Raw genomic sequence first — 19362 nt, forward strand, 5'->3', positions numbered from 1 at the left:
TGATGCATCATAATATGTAATTGTTACTCCAGTGTCTGTTGTGATTAATCCATCTTGGACTGTTAGGTCGAAGGTTAAATTATCTGCACATTGAACAATATTTGGTGGTGTTGTTAATGTAGGAACTTGATTAATAAAAATTTCAAAAGTCGTTTGACTAATACAAGTTGTTATATCATCTTGAACTTGTGCTGTAATAGTACTAGCATTAGGTCCAACATATGAAGTTGGATTTGTAATTTCAGCACCTGAAGAATCAAAATAAGTAATTGTTACCCCAGCATCACTATTAATAATATTGTTTTGAGTTGTTAAATCAAATGCTAAAACATTTGAACAAATTGTCATATCACCAGGTTCATTTGCAACAACTTCAGGATATTCAATTATCTCAAAACTTTCAGTAGTAAAACACGTTGTTGAATTATTATTTTCTACACGAATCCAAATAGTTTGATTTGTAGTAGTTGTATGGTTACCCGTAATTTCATTTTCATTATTATTAGCATCGTCTTCAGTTAAATGATAAGTGACATCAAATATTGTAGCATCTAAGCCTGTTAAAACTTGTGTATCTAGTAAAGTATGAAAATCAAAATTAACAGCTGACAAATCACATTCTTGAATATCAGAAATAGTTGCAGTAATTACAGGTGTTTCATGAAAGGTAATTACAGCATCTTCAAAAGTTTCCGTATTTTGAACTGTATCTGTAATGGTAATTCCATAAGTTCCTGCTGTAGTAACAGTAAATAGTGGGTCTGTTTCTCCAACGATATCTTCGAAATCACCTGTAGTAGTATTTAATAAAGACCATTGGTAAGTTAAAGGATTTCCAAATGGGTTATATGAAGGAGTACCGTCTAATTCAACAGTTTCACCTTCACAGGCTTCTGTATCAGTAATCGCCGCAAGAACCTCACAATTCGTGTCACCTCCTCCTTTTGTTTGATTAACTTTGATATAACCGGCAGCTCCATTAAAATTTGTAATTGCAATTAAATAAAATTCCCCTACTTGAGCGGCTGGAATTTCAAAAACTTCTATTGGAGCAATAGAATAGCTGCAAGCAATTTCATTAGCAGAAACTAAATCTGCATCTGTAAAATTTAAATCTGTAAAAGGTCCCCAACAAATAAAGTCGACATCTAATCCTGTTCCATTAAAATCAGGACTTGTATTTTGTTCAATTGTTAATTCTATCAAACCAGAATTTCCTACTTGAAAAAAATACCAAGCGACATTTGGTTGTGTTCCTAAACAAGAATAATCAGGACCAGCTTGTGCTGTTGAACCATCGTGTACATTTGGGAAAAGCAATCCTTCATCAGCACAAAAAGGATTTGCATTTTCATAAGTTGAATTATCCTGAGCATTATTACTTTTTGGTACAAAAAAGAGTAATAATAATATAAAATAGGTTAGTTTGGTTATTTTCATCTTTGGTTAGAAATTTTTCACATGTATTCCTTATAATATTACAATAACGTAAAATGCTAAAAAAAAATTATATCTACATTTTAGTTAAGTAAAAAACATCGAGTAATTAATTAATTTTCAAAATTAATTAACTATCTATAATTTATATTTTCAAATACAAGTAACTTCGTATAACTGGCTTCGGTTATACTTTTTCTAAATATGAGCAGGATTGAAGTGTATTTTTTTTTCATAAATTATAGTTTAAACAAGATTTGGAGCGCAATATAAAAAAATATACCCTTATAAAAAATAGGAAATAAAAAAAAACCACCTCTAAAAGAGATGGTTTAGCTTTGTAGCGGGAACAGGACTCGAACCTGTGACCTTCGGGTTATGAGCCCGACGAGCTGCCTACTGCTCTATCCCGCGATGTTTGCGTTGCAAATATACAGCTTTTTTCTTGCCCTGCAAGGGCTTTAAATAAAAAAAGAGAACTTTTACAAATTCTCTTTTTATTTTTTATTTATTTTGAAGTTTTGAAAAAATCTTCGTACAACTGTAATAAATTTAATATTGCAGATGTTAAATCTTTTGTTTCTAATAAAATACTAAAATACAATGTTGTATTCTTTGGACTCGTTTCATCCGTACGAATTCTATCAACTTGCTTTTGAATTAATTTAGAAACGTTCTCTATTAAATCTCTTTTCTCACTTAAAACATCTGATAAATCTTGGAATGAACGATTTTCAAAAATTTTCTTAATATCCATCAACATTTCATTTAATTCATTATTGATGTTTTTTAAATCTTTTATTTGTCCTTTCTTTAAATCTTTATGATTATTATAAACATGTTTGAAGCTTATTCTGGAGATATAATCAATTGCTTGCGCAATATCTTGTAAATATCCAAGGACTAAAATATAGAATCTACTAGCTTCAACAGATGATTCATTTAATGACTTAATAAAATAGAAAACATCATCTTTTAATTCATCAATTTCATTATTCAATTTACGAACATGTTTTTCTGTTTTCTTTAATTTATTTAAATCTTGAAGTGCTAAATCGTCTACTACATTTGTGTAAAGCTTACTAACTCTTTGGACTACTTCCCCAATATGAGCAGAACTTTCATCAATCACTCCTTGAATAGAACTAATTTCTTCCTTCTTGATCATTTTCTTCTCTTTCTCCTCTTGTTCTTTCTTTTTATGTTTTACATAATTTCTTCCTAAAAGAGTGAAAACTAAAATTAATAATACAGCAACAGAAACAATTCCTCCTAATTGAATAAAATATAAAACAATTGCTCCTGTAATAAATGCCATCATTGCAGTTACAAACCATCCTCCGATTACATTTAAAACTCCAGCAACACGATATACAGCACTTTCCCTTCCCCAAGCTCTATCCGCTAAAGAAGTACCCATTGCTACCATAAATGTTACATAAGTTGTTGATAAAGGTAATTTTAAAGATGTACCTATAGATATTAAAATTGCAGCTACCACTAAATTAACAGATGCACGAACTAAATCGAACGCAGGCATTTCATATGTTTTATCTTTTGGTAAGCTAATTACAGGTTTTTCAAATTTTGAATCAATCCAGTTTCTTGTCTGTTTTGGTAAAATAAAAACAATTCCTTTATTAATATTTACAGCCGCTCTAACTAAAAAACGAGCTGGAGTATTTGGTTGGAATTTCTCATGTCCATCTCCTTGACGAGAAAGATTAATTCCTGTTTCAATTACAGCTTTTGCTTTTTTAGAGAACCATAAAGTTATAACCATCACAGTTCCAGCTATAAGTAATAAAATTGTTGGAGTTTCTACTTTCCCTTCTAAACTTTTCATTCCGAATTCGAAAGCAGGAATTCCAGATTCTAACCAAATATCATAAGAATTTAATGCTGCAATTGGAACTCCAATAAAGTTTACTAAATCATTCCCAGCAAACGCCATTGCTAAAGAAAATGTTCCAATTCCAATAATTAATTTTAGGATATTTATTTTAAAAACACTGATTAAAAGTTGTGAAATTGCTGTCCATAATATAAATCCTCCTAATAAAATTAAAAGTAAATTTCCATCGATAATTCCTTTAAAATCACCATAAAATTGTGTTCCTTTTAATCCTTTTATAATAATAAAATAAGTAATAGAAGTGATTGCGACACCTCCAAATACAGCGTTTACATAACTTTTTTTCTTTTCATAATTAAAAGAATAAATCAATCTTGAGACCAATTGAACAATGGCTCCAATAGAAAAAGCAACAACAACGGAAAGTAAAATTCCCATAATAATTTCTAATGCTTTTCCTGAATTGATGTATTTTCCTAAATGAGAAATCGTTTCTGAATCGCTAGCTAAAATCTTAATTAAAGCCATTGCTACAGACGCTCCTAATAACTCAAATACAATTGAAACGGTGGTAGATGTTGGCATTCCCAAGCTATTAAACACATCGAGCAGAATCACATCGGTTATCATTACTGCCATAAAGATGTACATAATTTCATTAAAGAAAAATTCACTTGGTACAAAAATTCCTTTTCGAGCTACTTCCATAAGTCCACTCGAAGTTAATGCTCCCATTGCAATACCAATACTTGCAATTATCATAATAGTTTTAATCGGGATAGCTTTTGATCCAATAGCCGAATTCAAAAAGTTCACAGCATCATTACTCACTCCTACCACTAAATCAACTAAAGCTAAAACAGCTAACGCTATAAGCATTAAAATATAAATATCTCCCATTGAGTTACTAAAAATTTATATTAATTGAGGTGCAAAATTAGTAAACCGCAAAAGAATTTATGTTATTAAAATGTTACTAACACATATTTTTTTGTGGTAATTTTACACAAATTCACATTCTTATTTTTAATTACTTTGTATCCAAAACTGAATACAATTGTTTATTTATTAAAATATTACCTATTTACAACAAAAAAGATTCAAGATAAATCTTAAATCCTTAACTTATTATTAGTTGCGTTAAATTTTAAAACTTTACAATGTCTCAAAAAAAACACACCAATATATTGGCTTCTGAAACAAGCCCTTACCTGCTCCAACACGCCCATAATCCGGTTGATTGGAAACCGTGGCAAGATACACATCTTCAAGAAGCTGACAAAGAAAATAAATTAATTATTATCTCAATTGGTTATGCTGCTTGTCATTGGTGTCATGTAATGGAAAAAGAATGTTTCGAAGATGAGGAAGTTGCAGAAATTATGAATCAAAATTTTATCAATATAAAAGTCGATCGAGAAGAGCGTCCAGATGTTGATCAAATTTATATGCAAGCACTTCAAATAATGACTGGTCAAGGTGGATGGCCTTTGAATGTTGTAACGCTTCCAAGCGGAAAACCAATTTGGGGAGCAACGTATGTTCCAAAGAAAAATTGGATAGAAACTTTACAGCAATTAGTTGATGTTTATAAAAATTCTCCTGAAAAAGTTATTGAATATGCAGAAAAACTAACAAAAGGAATTCAAGAAATAAATTTAATTAACATCAAAGATTCAAGTCCTGAATTTACTAGAGAAACACTTGTAAAAACTGTAAATAATTGGAAAAAATTTATGGATTTTGATTTAGGTGGAAAACAATCTGCACCCAAATTTCCTTTACCAAATAATTACCAATTTTTAATGCGTTATGCTTTTCAGACAAAAGATAAAGAATTGATGAAATATATAGAAACTTCTCTAAATCAAATGGCTTTTGGTGGAATTTATGATCAGATTGGTGGTGGGTTTTCTCGTTATGCTGTAGATACAAAATGGCATGTTCCACATTTTGAAAAGATGCTTTATGATAATGGACAATTAGTTAGTTTATATAGTGATGCTTATTCTTTAACTAAAAATGAATTGTATAAAGAAATTGTGTCGGAAACTACCAAATTCGTCGAAAGAGAATTAATGAGTGACGAAGGTGTTTTTTATTCTTCATTGGATGCTGATAGCTTAAATAAAGAAGGTGTTTTAGAAGAAGGTGCTTTTTATGGTTGGACAAAAAAAGAATTAAAATCACTTTTAGGTGATGAATTTATTTTTTTTGCAGATTATTATAATGTGAATAGTTATGGACTTTGGGAAAATGACACCTATGTTTTAATTCGAAAAGAAAGGGATGAAAATTTTGCTCTAAGACATAATTTATCTATTTCAGAATTAAAAAATAAAGTAAAAAATTGGAAATCTATCTTATATAAAGAAAGAGATAAAAGAAATCGCCCAAGATTAGATGATAAAACATTGACTTCATGGAATGCTTTAATGTTAAAAGGATATGTAGATGCTTATAAAGTTTTTCAAGAAGAACATTTTTTAAAAATTGCTCAAAAGAATGCAAATTTTATTCTTTCCAAACAAATAGATGAAAGTGGAAAACTTTATCACAATTATAAAAATGGAAAAAGGACAATTAATGGCTATTTGGAAGATTATGCTACAGTAATTGATTCTTTTATTTCACTTTATGAAGCAACTTTTGAAGAAAAATGGCTTTTTGAAGCAAAAAAATTAACTGATTATGCTTTTGTACATTTCTATAATTCTAAAAATAAAATGTTTTATTTCACTTCCGATTTAGACAAAGATTTAATCAGCAAAAAAATAGATTTGGAAGATAATGTGATTCCTTCTTCAAATTCTATCATGGCAAACAATCTTTTTAAACTTAGTCTTTTCTTTTCTAACACCTATTATTCTGATGTTTCCAAGCAAATGTTACACAATATTCAAGAACAAATGGAAAAGTATGGAAGTGGTTTTTCCAATTGGTTAAATTTAATGTGTAATTATGTAGGTGAATTTTATGAAATTGTGATATCAGGAAAAAATATTGAAGAAATTTCAAATAAATTCAAAAATTATTACATTCCGAACATCATTTTAGCGGGATGTGTAAAACCGAGCGAAATTTCTTTACTAAAAAATAGAGAAAGTCTAGAAACTAAAGTATATATTTGCAAAAATAATAGTTGCAATCTACCCCAAACTGATTTTCAAAAGAGTATAAACAATATAATTTTTAAACTATAATCAATGTACTATCAGACAAACGACTTAGAAAACAAAGCAAAAGATCTTACAGATAATTTATCTAGTAAGTGGAATGTGGTGACGGATGTGATTAGAGATGCTATTCCAAAAGTTGCTTTCGCTATTATCATTTTTATTTTAGGTATAATTATTATAAAATTGATTCGTAATGTGTTCAGTAAATTAATGAAGAAATCAAAAATGTCTGAAACACTTCAAAGATTCTTAGGAGATTTATTGAATTGGACATTAAAAGTTCTTTTATTTATTATGGTTGTAGAGGAATTAGGAGTTCCTACTTCTTCTTTTATTGCAATTCTTGGTACAGCAGGTTTAGCTGTTGGTTTGGCTTTAAAAGGTTCTCTTGCCAACTTTGCTGGAGGTGTAATGTTGATGATTTTCAAACCATTTAAAGTTGGAGAAGTAATCGAAGCACAAGGTCATATTGGAAAAGTAAAAGAAATTCAGATTTTCGTTACAAAACTTCTTACTCCAGATAATAAATTAGTTATCATTCCAAATGGCGCTTTATCAAATGGAAACATTGTAAACTATAGTGCAGAAGGAACAAGAAGAATTGATTTTACTTTTGGAATTAGTTATGATGCAGATATCAAACAAGCAAAAGATATTTTATTAAATATTGTAAATTCTAATGATAAAGTTTTAAAAGATACAGAAACAGAAGCTTTAGTAAATGAATTGGCTGATAACAGTGTAAACATCATCGTAAGATGTTGGGTAAATGGAGGGGATTATTTCCCTGTTTATTTTGATACAATGGAAAAAGCTAAATATGCTTTAGATAAAGCTGGAATTGGAATTCCTTATCCACAAAGAGATATTCACGTGTACAATCACGAAGCATAATAAGAAAAGTAAAAAAGCTGAATTTTAAAATTCAGCTTTTTTTATGTTTATATTTTTTTCTTTGGAGGAGTCACTACAAAATCTTTTAAGTAAAATGGCTCAAAATAAGCAACATCTTCAAATTCTTTATTTTTAAATTTTAATTCAGATAATTTCCCCATTTCTTTTGCAGAAGGAAATTTATTCTCATAAAAAATAGCATTTGGATGTTGAATTACTTCTTCACATTTTGAAACAGCATCTCCAACAAAATGAACTTTTAATTTCTCTAAATATTCTGAAAAAGAAGTTTCATCAATGATTTCAGCTTTAATTTCTCTTACTTGTTCTTTATCTAAATTATAAACCGAAGCATAAACTTCCATTCTTCTAGCATCTAACATCGGAATAATAACTCCTTCATCAATAGAAATACTATTTGCTAAAATCTCTAAAGTTGGAATTGAAATCATTGGAATATCTAAAGAATAAGCAAAACCTTTTGCAGCAGAAACACCAATTCTTAAACCTGTGTAAGAACCTGGGCCTTTACTAACAGCAACAGCATTTAAATCTGAAAAAGACAAATTTGCTTCTTCCAAAATTTCTTTAATAAAAGGATGCAACATTTCAGCATGTGAATAATTTCCATTATTCAATTCCTTCATCACAATTATTTCTCCATCCTTTGAAATACTAACAGAACAATTCTTTGTTGCAGTTTCAATATTTAAAATCAATCCCAAAATTTCTTTCTTTTTATGATTATCAATTAAAGGCAAAGATACTTCTTTTCAAAAAAAAAGCATTCTAACTTTCTTAAAAGTTAAAATGCTTCTCAGAGAAATAAAACCGTAAACTATTTACTCTGCTGTTATTGTCATTCCTTTATAGAATTCTAATACTTTTATTTTAAATACAAAATCGTATTTACTTCTTACTAATGTTGATTGAGCTTCAATTAATTCTTGTTTTACTTTATCAAAATCAAATGAAGTCATGCTTCCTAAATTATATTTAATCTGTGCATTTTCAAATGATTTTTGTTGTGCAACTAAAGAAATTTCTGAAGCTTCGTATGTTTTTAATGCAGCTTTTGCATCTAAATATGCAGATTGAATTGTTTGTTGTAAAGCTAATTTTTGACTTTCTAATTCGTATTCTGCAATTTGTGAATTCAACTTTGCTTTTGCAACATTTGTTTTCACCATTAAGTTGCTAAAGATAGGAATTGTAAGGGTAAATTGAAAAGATTTATTTAAATTATTACTTACTTGTTCTTTAAAACGATTATCTAGAAAAGTATTTGTCATCGGATTAAAAATAATTTCATTTCCTCCTTGTTGGTGTAAATAAAATGTACTTAATCCTGCTGAAAAAGATAAAGATGGATAATAATCTGCTCTTGCAATATCCGTTGCTAATTCTGCTCCTGTTAATGCTATTTCTGCTTTTTTAATTTCTGGTCTTAAAGCTAAAGATTCTTTATAAATTTGATTTGAAGATTCTAATAAAATAGATCCAGAAGGTAAAGTAACTTCAACTTCTGCAATTTCAAACCCTTGATAATCTACTTGAAGAATTTGAGCTAAAGTTAGTTTTGAAATTTCTAATTTATTTTCTTGTTCAACAACTTTTTGCTCATCTTTTGCTAAAGAAGCTTGCACATCATATAAATCAACTTTTGGTTTACTTCCTGCTTCAACTAATTCTCTAGTTCTTTCTAATTGTTCTTTTGTGATTTCTAATTTTGCAATCGCAATATTTAAATTTTCCTTATCAAATAAAATCGTCAAATAAGCATTTACAATATCTAAAGTAATATCATCTTCTGTTTTTTGAATATCAAAAAGTGAAGATTCATAATCAATTTTTGATTGTTTATAAGAATTTCTAAGTTTAAAACCATTGAAAACTGTTACAGAAGAATTTAAGCCAAAATTAGATTGTAGAACATCACTAGAAACCCTTTCATTTGTCTGATTAATACTCGAACCAAAAGAAAAAGATTGAGAAGCTTGCGCGCCTAAATTAGGTAACATAGCTCCGATTGCAGCTTCACGGTCTTGATCAGACATATCCGCAGTTAGCTGCATTTGTTTTATTGAAATATTATTATCAATTGCGTAATCTACGCATTCTTGTAAAGTCCATTTTTTCTGTTGAGAAAATGAATAAACTGATAAAAACAGTGCACAAAAAATAGCAATTTTAGCCTTCATTCGTTATTATTTTCTATTAGTAACGATTAAATATAAAATTTGTAACACAATTTTCTTAAATAATTTTGTTAATTTTTTTGTTTTTGCCTGTATTTATAAAAAGCATATAACAAGCCTCCAACTAAAATATATGGGAAAATCATCAGCCACATAATTCCAGTATTTAAACCTTCGGCTGCTTTTTCATTTCCACTATTCTCTACAACTGCTTTACACATAGCGCATTGTCCGTAAAAAGTGATAGAGAATAATGAAAATAGAAGTAAACTTATTTTTTTCTTCATAATATTAATGTACGTAATATGGAGAAATCATGATATAAACTACAACTCCAGTAACAGCTACATAAAACCACATTGGAAACGTGATTTTTGCAATCTTTCTGTGTAATTCTACATTATATGTAATTCCTCTTACATAAGTTATTAAAACAAATGGAATAATTATAATTGATAAAATAATATGCGTAATTAATATAAAGTAGTAGAAATATTTAATAAAACCTTCTCCACCAAAGACTGTTGAATCAGAAGTCATGTGATAAGCAACATACATTCCTAAAAAAGCAACAGAACAAGCTATTGCAATTTTTATCAATGTTTCATGAAGTTTAATATTCCCTTTTTTCACTGCCATTACTGCAAAAACTAATAAGAAAGCTGTAATTCCGTTAATTGTTGCATAAATCGGAGGTAAAAAAGATAATGGTGCAACATTAGGAATTTTCACTCCAAATAAAATTGCTACAACAACTGGAATGGCAACTGATAAAATTGTAATCCACTTGTTATATTTTTTCATATCTGTAGGTTGTCTCTTAATTGCTTCCATCTTTTTTCTCTTTTAATAATATTTCAATGTCTTCCTTTAACATCTGAATGTGCTTTTTATCTAATCCATCATAAAATTTAATTGGATTTTCAAAGCCACCTTCTTCTACTTTTCTAGAACGGATATTTCCATTTTTATCAATTAAAGCAAATAAACCTGAATGCTCAAAACCTCCTTCAGCATCTGGATTTTCATTTGCATATAATCTAAAACCTGTATTGGACAATTCATATACTTTCTCTTTTGGTCCAGTTAATAAATGCCAATCTTTATGTTCTATTTTATGATCTTTTGCATATTGTTTTAAAATTTCAGGAGTATCATGTTCAGGATTAATACTGATAGATACAATTCCGAAATCTTTATTTCCGTAGAATTTGTCTTGAATTAAAAGCATATTTTCATTCATAATCGGACAAATCGTAGGACAAGTTGTAAAGAAGAATTCTAAAACATAAACTTTTCCATCTAAATCTTTATTGGAAATCATTTTTCCATCTTGATTCATAAATGAAAAATCTGGAACTTTCTCAAAAGTCACTAATTTTTTACTTTCTTCTTTATTTTCTGTTCCATAAGTTTTTGAGAATTGATTCTTAAAATTATATGCAACATAAATTCCAAATACCAAGACGATAAATGAAATTCCTATATATGATTTTTTAATCATGATTCTTTATTTTCTTTACTTTTTTTCACCGTGATTTTACTCCACTTATAAAACAAAATATTGATATCATCAATCATTTTATCTTTTAATTCAGCTACAGATGTCATATCATATCCATATAATTTATGGTCATAATAATCTTCATCATCTGTTCTTCCTCTTAATTTTCCTTTTTGTCCAATAATGAAAGCATATTGTGTAAAATAATTTTCATCTAAACTATAAGGACTATCTAAGCTAGTAAAAAGTTCTGTGATTTCATTAGAACTGGCAGGAATAAAATGCCAACGTTTCGTATTTGAAAAAGCTCCCAATTCATTTTTCACTTTTTCAATTACAGCTTCACTTCCTTTTGGATAAATCGCAACAATCTGAAACAAGAATTTTCCTCCGCTCATTTTTTGATTATAACGCTTATAAATTGTTTGATTTAAATTAAAAACAGAAGCTTGAATTTGTGCGTAATCTGTTCCTAAGAAAGTTAAAACAGTAAATTTCTTACGATATGTTACACCATCTGTATTACCTTCTAATTCTTCGATATTTTTTACATTTTTTGTTAAAACAGGTAAAGATGACGATTGGTAATCTCCTGTTGAAAGAAAAATGTAAAACATTAACGGAAGTACAAAAATTCCAAATAAGACTGCAAATTTTTTCATTTCCTTATGTGTATTAGCAAAAAAAGGTGGTTTTTAACAACCACCCTCTTTTTTTTTATTCAAATATTATTAGTAATTCCATTTTACTAATGGACTTAAAACATCGTGTATATATGAACCTTCAATTAATAATAATGTTACTAAGTAAATTATTAAGAAAACTGTTGGCCAAACTACTGCTCTTCTGAAACTAGCTTTTTCATCTGCCATGTGCATGAAGTACCATGTAATAGCGTAAGCTTTCATAAGAGTTAAGATAATGAATATCCAGTTCAAAGGACTTGTTCCTAAAATTTGTCCTAAGTATAATGCATCTGGTTTCGCGATACCTAAAATTACCTCTACTGCTGTAATTAAAGATAATACTCCAAATACTTTCCAGATAAATGCTTTATGTGATTCTGCGTGTGCCATTTTAATTTTTTATTTTCAGATTAAACTAAATAGAAGAATGTGAATACAAATACCCATACTAAATCTACGAAGTGCCAGTATAAACCTACTTTCTCAACCATTTCGTAGTGTCCTCTTCTTTCATAAGTTCCTAAAAGAACATTGAAGAAGATGATGATATTTAATACAATTCCTGAGAATACGTGGAATCCGTGGAATCCTGTAATAAAGAAGAAGAAATCTCCAAATAATGTATTACCATATTCATTCTCTTTTAAATTCGCACCAACTACAACAGTTTTTGCTTCGTTTAAGAATCCAAAAGCTTCACTATGAGGAACAATTTGTTTCTCTCTAGTTTCGTGATTTATTTTTTCTGTAACAATGCTTAATTCTGGGTGAGCTTTAAATCCAGCAATTACTTGTTCTACAGTAAATTCTTTAAAATTATTATCTTCAACAAACCATAAACCTTTATCTCTTGTGTGTTGCTCTCTCACACCATAAGGTGTTGCAGCTACAAAATCTTCTAAAGCAACTTTGTGCCCATTAGAATCAACGAATTGGATCATTTTTCCATCGTTTAATTTTAAAGCACCATAAGAACCTTTAATGAACGTATTCCACTCCCAAGCTTGAGATCCTACGAATATAATACCTCCTAAAATTGTCAAGAACATGTAAAAAGCAACTGTTGCTTTCTTCATTTGTTTTCCTGCATCTACAGCTAATACCATAGTTACAGAAGAGAAGATTAACACAAATGACATAAATGCCACATAATACATTGGGTAATCTCCGTGTATAAATGGAATGTGAGTAAATACTTCATCTGCGATTGGCCAAGTATCGATAAATTTAAAACGCATTAAGCCATAAGCAGCTAAAAAACCAGAAAATGTAAGAGCATCAGACATGATGAAGAACCACATCATCATTTTACCATAGCTTGCTCCTAAAGGCTTGACACTTCCTCCATCCCAAGTTTTTCCTTCATCGTTTGTAGCAGCATAATTTGCTTCCATAAAAAGTATATTTATTTTTTAGTTATAGTTTATAGTTTCGCCAAAAGTACAATATTTTATTATCCTTTCAAATAGAAAAATAAAAACAGTGCAATCCATAGGATATCTAAAAAGTGCCAAAAGATACTACCAAGCTCAATTCCAAGCACTTCACTAGAGTTATATTTAAATCTAAAATGGTTAAAAATAACCACAGAAACAACAACAAGCCCTGCAATTATGTGTAATAAATGTGCAAATGAAATCACATAAAATAAAGAAGAAGAAATTCTACTTTCTGGACCTGTTAAATATAATCCTGAATTAATTAATTGATTATATCCAATAAATTGAAAAACAACAAAAGCAATTCCCAGTGCTAAAGTTGTTAATAATAATATTGAAGTTATTTGTCTATTGTCTTTTCTAATAAACTTTTTTGCCATGAAAAAAGTTGTACTACTTAGCAATATTAAAAGTGTACTTACATAAAAAGCATTTGGCATTTGAAAACTAACCCAGTCTTGACGTGCACTACTTACAATATAAGCACTTGTTAAACCTGCAAACATCATTATCATGCTTACGATAGCAATCCACAGCATTGGTTTTGCTGTTTTACGTTTTGCTTGTTTTAATTCTTTATCTAATGTAATTTCCATGTTTTATGATTGAATTAGTGTAGAAATTTATCTACAACATAAATGATTTGAATCAAAGTAATATAAATCAAGCTAGAAAACATTAATTGTTTTGCAACTTTATCGGTTTTTTCTTTATAAAGTTTAATTGCATAATAAAGCATCATTGCCCCTAACAAGAAAACTAAAATTCCTGAAACAATCGATAAATGTAATCTTCCTGTAACTCCAAAAGCTGGTAATACAGAAAAAACAATCATACAAATTGTATAAAGGATAATTTGAATTACTGCTCTTCCATCTTTTTTTCCCATTGGAAGCATATTATATCCTACTTTCTTGTATTCATCAAAAGCTAACCATCCAATTGCCCAAAAGTGTGGAAATTGCCAAAAAAACTGAATTAAAAATAAAGTTCCTGGTTCAATAGAAAATTCATTTGTTGCAGCTACCCAACCTAACATAAAAGGAATTGCTCCTGGAATTGCTCCCACAAAAACTGTTAATGGTGTAATTGCTTTTAAAGGAGTATAAACACTTACATAAATAAAAATAGAAATTGCTCCGAAAAGTGCAGTTCTAGGATTTATAGTATAAAGAATATAAATTCCTAATAATGTACAAATAATCCCAATAACTAATGCTGTATTGATAGTCATCCTTCCAGCAGGTAAAGGTCTATTTTTTGTACGTTTCATTTGTGCATCCACATCTTTCTCTATAATTTGATTGAAAGTGTTTGAAGCACCAACAGCTAAATAACCACCAATAGCTAAAAGAATAATAACAGAAATCTCAATAGTTTCTGCTGCTAATAAATATCCTATGATGGAAGAAAACACTACACTTAAAGATAAGCGCATTTTTGTGATCTCTTTGAAATCATCTAAAATTCTAACTAAACTCACTTTTTTTTCTATGGTACTAGATGTAGTTTGCATAAAAACCGATTAAAATCTGTGCAAAGATATTTTTTATTTATTTAATAACAACCTTTATAAGAGTTCTTTTCTAATTTTTTTTTATTTTTTTTTACTATTTACTTGCCAGATTAAAATTTTGTGTTACTTTTGCATCCGCAATGAAGCGATAACGGTCTTTTAAAGAATTGAATTGCGAAAATAGCTCAGCTGGTAGAGCACGACCTTGCCAAGGTCGGGGTCGCGGGTTCGAGCCCCGTTTTTCGCTCATTAGTGCACTGCTCGGGTGGTGGAATTGGTAGACACGCTGGACTTAAAATCCAGTGACCATTAGGTCGTATGGGTTCAAGTCCCATCCCGAGTACTTTTTTTAAAACTTTTTTAAAAAAAGTTTGGCAAATAAAAAATAAGTTTTATATTTGCACCCGCATTGATAAAGCAATGCAAGTTCTAAGAAATTAAAAAAACTCAAGAGCTAAAAAAACAACGGCTCGGGTGGTGGAATTGGTAGACACGCTGGACTTAAAATCCAGTGGACATTAGTCCGTATGGGTTCAAGTCCCATCCCGAGTACAAAAAAATCCTGATAAAATTATCAGGATTTTTTTTTGCAATTATTTATCTGTAATTATAAAAAAAGGAGAGAAACTTTTAATAGCTTCTCTCCTTTTTTATTTCTCCTAAACAAATCAAAATTCAATTTCATTTTTCTAAGTACTTTTGTAAAAATATTTAGTCATGGAAGATCAGTGCCCTTGTGGAAGAAAAAAACAACTCTCAGAATGTTGTTTACCATTAATTAAAGAGAAAAAAATAGCTTTAACAGCAGAAGATTTAATGCGTTCACGTTATACAGCTTACACTTTAGCAGAAATCGATTATATAATGAAAACACATCATAGTTCTTCAAGACCTTTAAGTGAGTATATGGAAATCAAAAAATGGGCAAAACGTGTAAAATGGTTAAAATTAGAAGTTTTAAATACAAAAGATGGATTAGAAAATGATGAAGAAGGTTTTGTAGAATTTAAAGCACATTTTAAAGAGTTATTTAAGAAAAAAATAATTCATGAGAATTCCTATTTTGTAAAAGAAAATGGGGAATGGTTTTATGTTTCAGGAACACATAATTAAAATTTATGAAAGTTTTTATTATTGGATATGTTTGGCCAGAACCAAAATCTTCGGCGGCAGGAACTAGAATGATGCAAATCATCAATCTATTTCTAGAACAAAATTGGGAAATTATTTTTGCAACTTCTGCACAAGAGACAGAAAATAAAGCTCCTTTAGAAGAACTTGGAATTAAACCTTTAAAAATTCAAGTTAATAATAGTTCTTTTGATGATTTAATTAAAAATATAAATCCTGAAATTGTTCTTTATGATCGTTTTATGATGGAAGAACAATATGGTTGGAGAGTTCGAGAAAATTGTCCTGAAGCTATTCAAATTTTAGATACAGAAGATTTACATTCTTTGAGAAATGCTAGATTACAAGCTAGAAAAAAACAAACTGAAGAAGCTGATGAACTTTTAAATTCAGACATTACTAAAAGAGAAATTGCAAGTATTTTTCGTTCCGATTTAACATTAATTATTTCAAAAAAAGAAATTGAACTTTTAAAAACTACTTTTCAAGTACCAGAACATATTTTATTTTATTTACCTTTTTTAGAAGAAAAATTAACTGAGAAGGGCATTCAAAATTGGAATTCATTTGAAGAAAGAAAAGATATTTGTTTTATAGGAAATTTTTATCACGAACCAAATTGGCAAACTGTGCAGATTTTGAAAAAAGAAATTTGGCCAAAACTTCGTAAAAAACTTCCAAATATTGAAATACATATTTATGGAGCGTATGCTTCACAAAAAGTGAAACAATTGCATAATCCTAAAGAAAGATTTTTAGTAAAAGGCTTTGCAGAAGATGTAAATGAAGTAATGAAAAATCACAGGATTTGTTTGGCTCCGATTCCATTTGGCGCAGGATTAAAGGGAAAGTTTATTGATGCTATGAAAAATGGATGTGTTAGTATTACAACAACAATTGGTGCAGAAGGAATGTTTGAAAATGATTTTTGGCCAGGAATAATTACTGATAATTATGAGAAAATGATTTCAGAAACAGAAAAAATATATTTAGAAAAAGAAGAATGGAATAAGTTTCAAGAAAGAGGAGTTTTTATAATTAATAAATTATTTAATGCAGAATTATTCAAGAAGAAATTTATTCAAGTAATTCAAAATATTAATCTTAAAAACCATCGAGAAAAGAATTTTATAGGTCAAATTTTACAACATCATTCATTGAAAAGTACCAAATATATGTCAAAATGGATTGAGGAAAAAAATAAAAATTAACAATATAAGTAACAATTATATAATTAATTCGTTGTATAGCTTGGTAATCAAAAAATTTACAACGATGAGAAAACTAAAATTATCATTAATTGCAATTACTCTTTCATTTTTTGCAGCTTGTAGTAGTGATGACGATTCAACAACTACAACCCAACAACAGCAACAAGAGCAAAATGATGAAAATCAAGATGAATCCAATACGAGTGATGACAACAATCAAAATCAACAATCTCTTTCGGAACAAATAATTGGAGTTTGGAATGTTACTTCTATTGATTTAACAGGAGATGTAGCAACAGGAGGAGTTGCTTTAGGGGATATTTCTGGAATTGGAAAAAATATCACTTTAAAGTTTGATATCACAGATAATCCAAAAAATGTAGTATCAACAGGTGATTTTGATTTACATGCAACCATTAATATGAATGGAAATACACAAGATATTAGTGAGGAAAATGTAGATTATAATTTCGATAGCGCATGGATTATCGATGAAAATGCTGAAACAATAACTATTCAAGAACCAGAAACAGGTGAAGATATTGTTTTACAAATAACAGAAATAAGTGATACAGAATTAACTTTAACAATGAGTGATACACAAAGTGATGATTCCACAGGAGTTGCTTTAGATATTACAACAAATTTTGTTTTTAAGTGTATAAAAAACTAAAAATAATAAAAGAAAAAAAGTCGCAAACAGCGACTTTTTTTAACTATAAAATGAAAATTAACTATTCGGGGTTTAAAATATCATGTATTTTGTATGTGAATCTACTGCAAAAATAAAGTGATTTATTTTTTTGAAATATGAGCGATATCATGAATTTCAAAATTTAATATTCTTCTTTTATTTTTTCTGCAATTTTTTCTAATTCCATATACCAATCTTCACCAAACTTTCTTACAAGAGCTTCTTTTGTGAATTTATAAATAGGAACCTGTAATTCTTTTCCAAGAGAACAGGCATCATCACAAATTTGCCATCTATGATAATTCACAGCAGCAAATCCGGAGTAATCTTGTACACGTATTGGATATAAATGACATGATATTGGTTTTTTCCATGAAATTAAACCTTGATTGTAAGCTTGTTCAAAAGCACACATTGCCGTGTTTTTTTCATCGAAAATCACATAAGCACACTCTTTTCCTTCAATCAAAGTTGTTTCATGTTCTCCAAACTCATTTGTTGTATATAATCCTTGCTCCTCAACAGCTTTAATTCCTTCTTCTCTTAAAAAAGGTTTAACAGCTGGATAAGCATCTTGCATAATTTGCAATTCATTTTCTTCTAATGGAGCGCCAGCATCACCGTCAATACAGCATTCTCCTTTACACTTTGAGATATTACAAACAAAATCTTTCTCTATAATATCTTCAGAAACGATGGTTTTACCTAATTGAAACATAAGGCAAAAATACATCATTTTTTAATTAAAAAAATGCTAATTTAATTTAACGTTAATTTTACTTTGATTATTGAATTAATAAAATATATTTGCAAAAAAATTAAATATTAAAAATATGGTACTTGATTTTAAGGAAATCGTAACTTGTACAATGGTATTATTTGCCGTAATTGATATTATTGGTAGTATTCCAATAATTATAGAGTTAAGAAACAAGGTTGGGCATATTCAATCTGAAAAGGCTTCAATTGTTGCCACCATTATCATGATTACCTTTTTATTCGTGGGAGAGAAAATCTTAAAATTAATTGGTATTGATGTAAATTCATTTGCTGTTGCAGGTTCTTTTGTAATCTTTTTCTTAGCAATTGAAATGGTTTTAGGTATTTCTGTATTTAAAGACGATCACCCTGAAACTGCAAGTGTAGTTCCTTTAGCATTTCCTTTAATTGCTGGAGCAGGTACAATGACATCTATTCTTTCTTTAGAAGCAGAGTATCATACCGTGAATATTATTTTAGCAATTATAATTAATATGGTTTTTGTTTTTATTGTATTAAAATCTTCCAAAAAGATTGAAAATGTAATTGGAAAATCAGGAATTAATGTAATTCGTAAAATCTTTGGAGTAGTTCTTTTAGCAATTGCTGTAAAACTTTTTGCTTCAAATATTCAAGGTTTATTTCAATAAAAATATCAAAGCATTCTATATTATAAGTTAATCTAAAAAGCAGACAATAATTATTGTCTGCTTTTTTAATTCACAAAAAAACCATCTTCAAAACAAAGATGGTTGTGAAAAAAAGATATTTTTAGTTAGTAACCCACATTTCAAAGTTACTATATTAAGATTCAATTTTTTAATACGATTTTATTAAAAGTTTATACTTTTTATACAAT

Annotated in this window: 18 protein-coding genes, 4 tRNA genes and 1 pseudogene; 9 read left to right on the forward strand and 14 right to left on the reverse strand. The window is 28.9% G+C overall.

From position 1 onward, the window contains the following. The 3 genes and pseudogenes from I1A51_RS17280 to I1A51_RS17290 form a co-directional block, all read right to left on the reverse strand. Positions 1–1440 (reverse strand): annotated as a pseudogene (locus I1A51_RS17280) (PKD domain-containing protein); the annotation flags it as partial. Positions 1441–1778: 338 nt separating this feature from the next. Beyond that, a tRNA-Met gene (locus I1A51_RS17285) sits at positions 1779–1851 on the reverse strand. Between the two features lie 94 nt (positions 1852–1945). Further along, positions 1946–4192 (reverse strand): inorganic phosphate transporter, encoded by a 2247-nt coding sequence (locus I1A51_RS17290; RefSeq protein WP_196896160.1) that lies wholly within the window; start codon positions 4190–4192, stop codon positions 1946–1948. 260 nt (positions 4193–4452) lie between these two features. Between I1A51_RS17290 and I1A51_RS17295 the strand changes: the two genes are divergently transcribed. Then, the gene (locus tag I1A51_RS17295) at positions 4453–6495 is read left to right on the forward strand and encodes a thioredoxin domain-containing protein (protein WP_196896162.1); all 2043 of its coding nucleotides are present in this window, start codon (positions 4453–4455) and stop codon (positions 6493–6495) included. Between the two features lie 3 nt (positions 6496–6498). Next, the gene (locus tag I1A51_RS17300; protein ID WP_196896164.1) at positions 6499–7365 is read left to right on the forward strand and encodes a mechanosensitive ion channel family protein; all 867 of its coding nucleotides are present in this window, start codon (positions 6499–6501) and stop codon (positions 7363–7365) included. Between the two features lie 47 nt (positions 7366–7412). Here the strand turns inward: I1A51_RS17300 and tsaB are convergent, their stop codons facing one another. From tsaB to cyoE, 10 genes are all read right to left on the reverse strand, one after another. Then, entirely contained in the window at positions 7413–8090 is a 678-nt protein-coding gene (gene tsaB, locus I1A51_RS17305; protein WP_196896230.1) for a tRNA (adenosine(37)-N6)-threonylcarbamoyltransferase complex dimerization subunit type 1 TsaB, read from the reverse strand. A 117-nt stretch (positions 8091–8207) separates the two neighbouring features. Continuing rightward, complete coding sequence (locus tag I1A51_RS17310) at positions 8208–9566, reverse strand: TolC family protein (protein ID WP_196896166.1); 1359 nt, start codon at positions 9564–9566, stop codon at positions 8208–8210. 68 nt (positions 9567–9634) lie between these two features. After that, the gene (locus tag I1A51_RS17315) at positions 9635–9850 is read right to left on the reverse strand and encodes a hypothetical protein (RefSeq protein ID WP_196896168.1); all 216 of its coding nucleotides are present in this window, start codon (positions 9848–9850) and stop codon (positions 9635–9637) included. 4 nt (positions 9851–9854) lie between these two features. Continuing rightward, positions 9855–10397 carry a DUF420 domain-containing protein gene (locus I1A51_RS17320; RefSeq protein ID WP_196896170.1) on the reverse strand — a complete coding sequence of 181 codons (543 nt, stop codon included), beginning with the start codon at positions 10395–10397 and terminating at the stop codon, positions 9855–9857. Beyond that, complete coding sequence (locus tag I1A51_RS17325; protein ID WP_196896172.1) at positions 10384–11067, reverse strand: SCO family protein; 684 nt, start codon at positions 11065–11067, stop codon at positions 10384–10386. The genes I1A51_RS17320 and I1A51_RS17325 overlap by 14 nt, the downstream gene beginning before the upstream one ends. Next, a complete protein-coding gene (locus tag I1A51_RS17330) occupies positions 11064–11729 on the reverse strand; it encodes a hypothetical protein (RefSeq protein WP_196896174.1) in 666 nt (221 codons plus the stop codon). The genes I1A51_RS17325 and I1A51_RS17330 overlap by 4 nt, the downstream gene beginning before the upstream one ends. A 69-nt stretch (positions 11730–11798) precedes the next feature. Next, positions 11799–12143: a cytochrome C oxidase subunit IV family protein gene (locus tag I1A51_RS17335; protein WP_196896176.1), complete on the reverse strand. Its 345-nt coding sequence runs from the start codon at positions 12141–12143 to the stop codon at positions 11799–11801. A 20-nt stretch (positions 12144–12163) separates the two neighbouring features. Then, positions 12164–13147: a cytochrome c oxidase subunit 3 gene (locus I1A51_RS17340; RefSeq protein ID WP_196896178.1), complete on the reverse strand. Its 984-nt coding sequence runs from the start codon at positions 13145–13147 to the stop codon at positions 12164–12166. A 59-nt stretch (positions 13148–13206) separates the two neighbouring features. Then, positions 13207–13788, reverse strand: a complete 582-nt coding sequence (locus tag I1A51_RS17345; RefSeq protein ID WP_196896180.1) for a cytochrome c oxidase subunit 3 — start codon at positions 13786–13788, stop codon at positions 13207–13209. Between the two features lie 14 nt (positions 13789–13802). Then, on the reverse strand, positions 13803–14708 hold the full coding sequence (gene cyoE, locus I1A51_RS17350; protein WP_196896182.1) for a heme o synthase: 906 nt from the start codon (positions 14706–14708) through the stop codon (positions 13803–13805). 174 nt (positions 14709–14882) lie between these two features. On the opposite strand from cyoE, the gene I1A51_RS17355 reads away from it, so the two are divergent. The 6 genes from I1A51_RS17355 to I1A51_RS17380 all read left to right on the forward strand — a co-directional run bounded on the left by I1A51_RS17355 (position 14883) and on the right by I1A51_RS17380 (position 17723). Then, positions 14883–14955: transfer RNA gene (locus I1A51_RS17355), tRNA-Gly, on the forward strand. Positions 14956–14967: 12 nt separating this feature from the next. Further along, positions 14968–15051 (forward strand) — tRNA-Leu (locus I1A51_RS17360). A 125-nt stretch (positions 15052–15176) separates the two neighbouring features. Beyond that, positions 15177–15260, forward strand: a tRNA-Leu gene (locus tag I1A51_RS17365). 165 nt (positions 15261–15425) lie between these two features. Next, positions 15426–15821: a YchJ family protein gene (locus I1A51_RS17370; RefSeq protein WP_196896183.1), complete on the forward strand. Its 396-nt coding sequence runs from the start codon at positions 15426–15428 to the stop codon at positions 15819–15821. Between the two features lie 5 nt (positions 15822–15826). After that, entirely contained in the window at positions 15827–17050 is a 1224-nt protein-coding gene (locus I1A51_RS17375) for a glycosyltransferase (protein WP_196896185.1), read from the forward strand. Positions 17051–17114: 64 nt separating this feature from the next. Beyond that, entirely contained in the window at positions 17115–17723 is a 609-nt protein-coding gene (locus I1A51_RS17380; protein ID WP_196896187.1) for a hypothetical protein, read from the forward strand. Positions 17724–17886: 163 nt separating this feature from the next. Here the strand turns inward: I1A51_RS17380 and I1A51_RS17385 are convergent, their stop codons facing one another. Beyond that, a complete protein-coding gene (locus I1A51_RS17385; protein WP_196896189.1) occupies positions 17887–18462 on the reverse strand; it encodes a DUF3109 family protein in 576 nt (191 codons plus the stop codon). Between the two features lie 115 nt (positions 18463–18577). On the opposite strand from I1A51_RS17385, the gene I1A51_RS17390 reads away from it, so the two are divergent. Further along, complete coding sequence (locus tag I1A51_RS17390; RefSeq protein ID WP_196896191.1) at positions 18578–19153, forward strand: MarC family protein; 576 nt, start codon at positions 18578–18580, stop codon at positions 19151–19153. Positions 19154–19362 lie beyond the last annotated feature (209 nt).

It is taken from the genome of Aureivirga marina (assembly GCF_015767265.1).
In the GTDB taxonomy this organism is placed as follows: domain Bacteria; phylum Bacteroidota; class Bacteroidia; order Flavobacteriales; family Flavobacteriaceae; genus Aureivirga; species Aureivirga marina.

Bases quoted from the DNA above. Each gene is read 5' to 3' on its own strand.
- I1A51_RS17290 (WP_196896160.1), bottom strand. From the start codon at position 4,192: ATGGGAGATATTTATATTTTAATGCTTATAGCGTTAGCTGTTTTAGCT.
- I1A51_RS17295 (WP_196896162.1), top strand. From the start codon at position 4,453: ATGTCTCAAAAAAAACACACCAATATATTGGCTTCTGAAACAAGCCCT.
- I1A51_RS17300 (WP_196896164.1), top strand. From the start codon at position 6,499: ATGTACTATCAGACAAACGACTTAGAAAACAAAGCAAAAGATCTTACA.
- I1A51_RS17310 (WP_196896166.1), bottom strand. From the start codon at position 9,566: ATGAAGGCTAAAATTGCTATTTTTTGTGCACTGTTTTTATCAGTTTAT.
- I1A51_RS17315 (WP_196896168.1), bottom strand. From the start codon at position 9,850: ATGAAGAAAAAAATAAGTTTACTTCTATTTTCATTATTCTCTATCACT.
- I1A51_RS17320 (WP_196896170.1), bottom strand. From the start codon at position 10,397: ATGGAAGCAATTAAGAGACAACCTACAGATATGAAAAAATATAACAAG.
- I1A51_RS17325 (WP_196896172.1), bottom strand. From the start codon at position 11,067: ATGATTAAAAAATCATATATAGGAATTTCATTTATCGTCTTGGTATTT.
- I1A51_RS17330 (WP_196896174.1), bottom strand. From the start codon at position 11,729: ATGAAAAAATTTGCAGTCTTATTTGGAATTTTTGTACTTCCGTTAATG.
- I1A51_RS17335 (WP_196896176.1), bottom strand. From the start codon at position 12,143: ATGGCACACGCAGAATCACATAAAGCATTTATCTGGAAAGTATTTGGA.
- I1A51_RS17340 (WP_196896178.1), bottom strand. From the start codon at position 13,147: ATGGAAGCAAATTATGCTGCTACAAACGATGAAGGAAAAACTTGGGAT.
- I1A51_RS17345 (WP_196896180.1), bottom strand. From the start codon at position 13,788: ATGGAAATTACATTAGATAAAGAATTAAAACAAGCAAAACGTAAAACA.
- cyoE (WP_196896182.1), bottom strand. From the start codon at position 14,708: ATGCAAACTACATCTAGTACCATAGAAAAAAAAGTGAGTTTAGTTAGA.
- I1A51_RS17370 (WP_196896183.1), top strand. From the start codon at position 15,426: ATGGAAGATCAGTGCCCTTGTGGAAGAAAAAAACAACTCTCAGAATGT.
- I1A51_RS17375 (WP_196896185.1), top strand. From the start codon at position 15,827: ATGAAAGTTTTTATTATTGGATATGTTTGGCCAGAACCAAAATCTTCG.
- I1A51_RS17380 (WP_196896187.1), top strand. From the start codon at position 17,115: ATGAGAAAACTAAAATTATCATTAATTGCAATTACTCTTTCATTTTTT.
- I1A51_RS17385 (WP_196896189.1), bottom strand. From the start codon at position 18,462: ATGTTTCAATTAGGTAAAACCATCGTTTCTGAAGATATTATAGAGAAA.
- I1A51_RS17390 (WP_196896191.1), top strand. From the start codon at position 18,578: ATGGTACTTGATTTTAAGGAAATCGTAACTTGTACAATGGTATTATTT.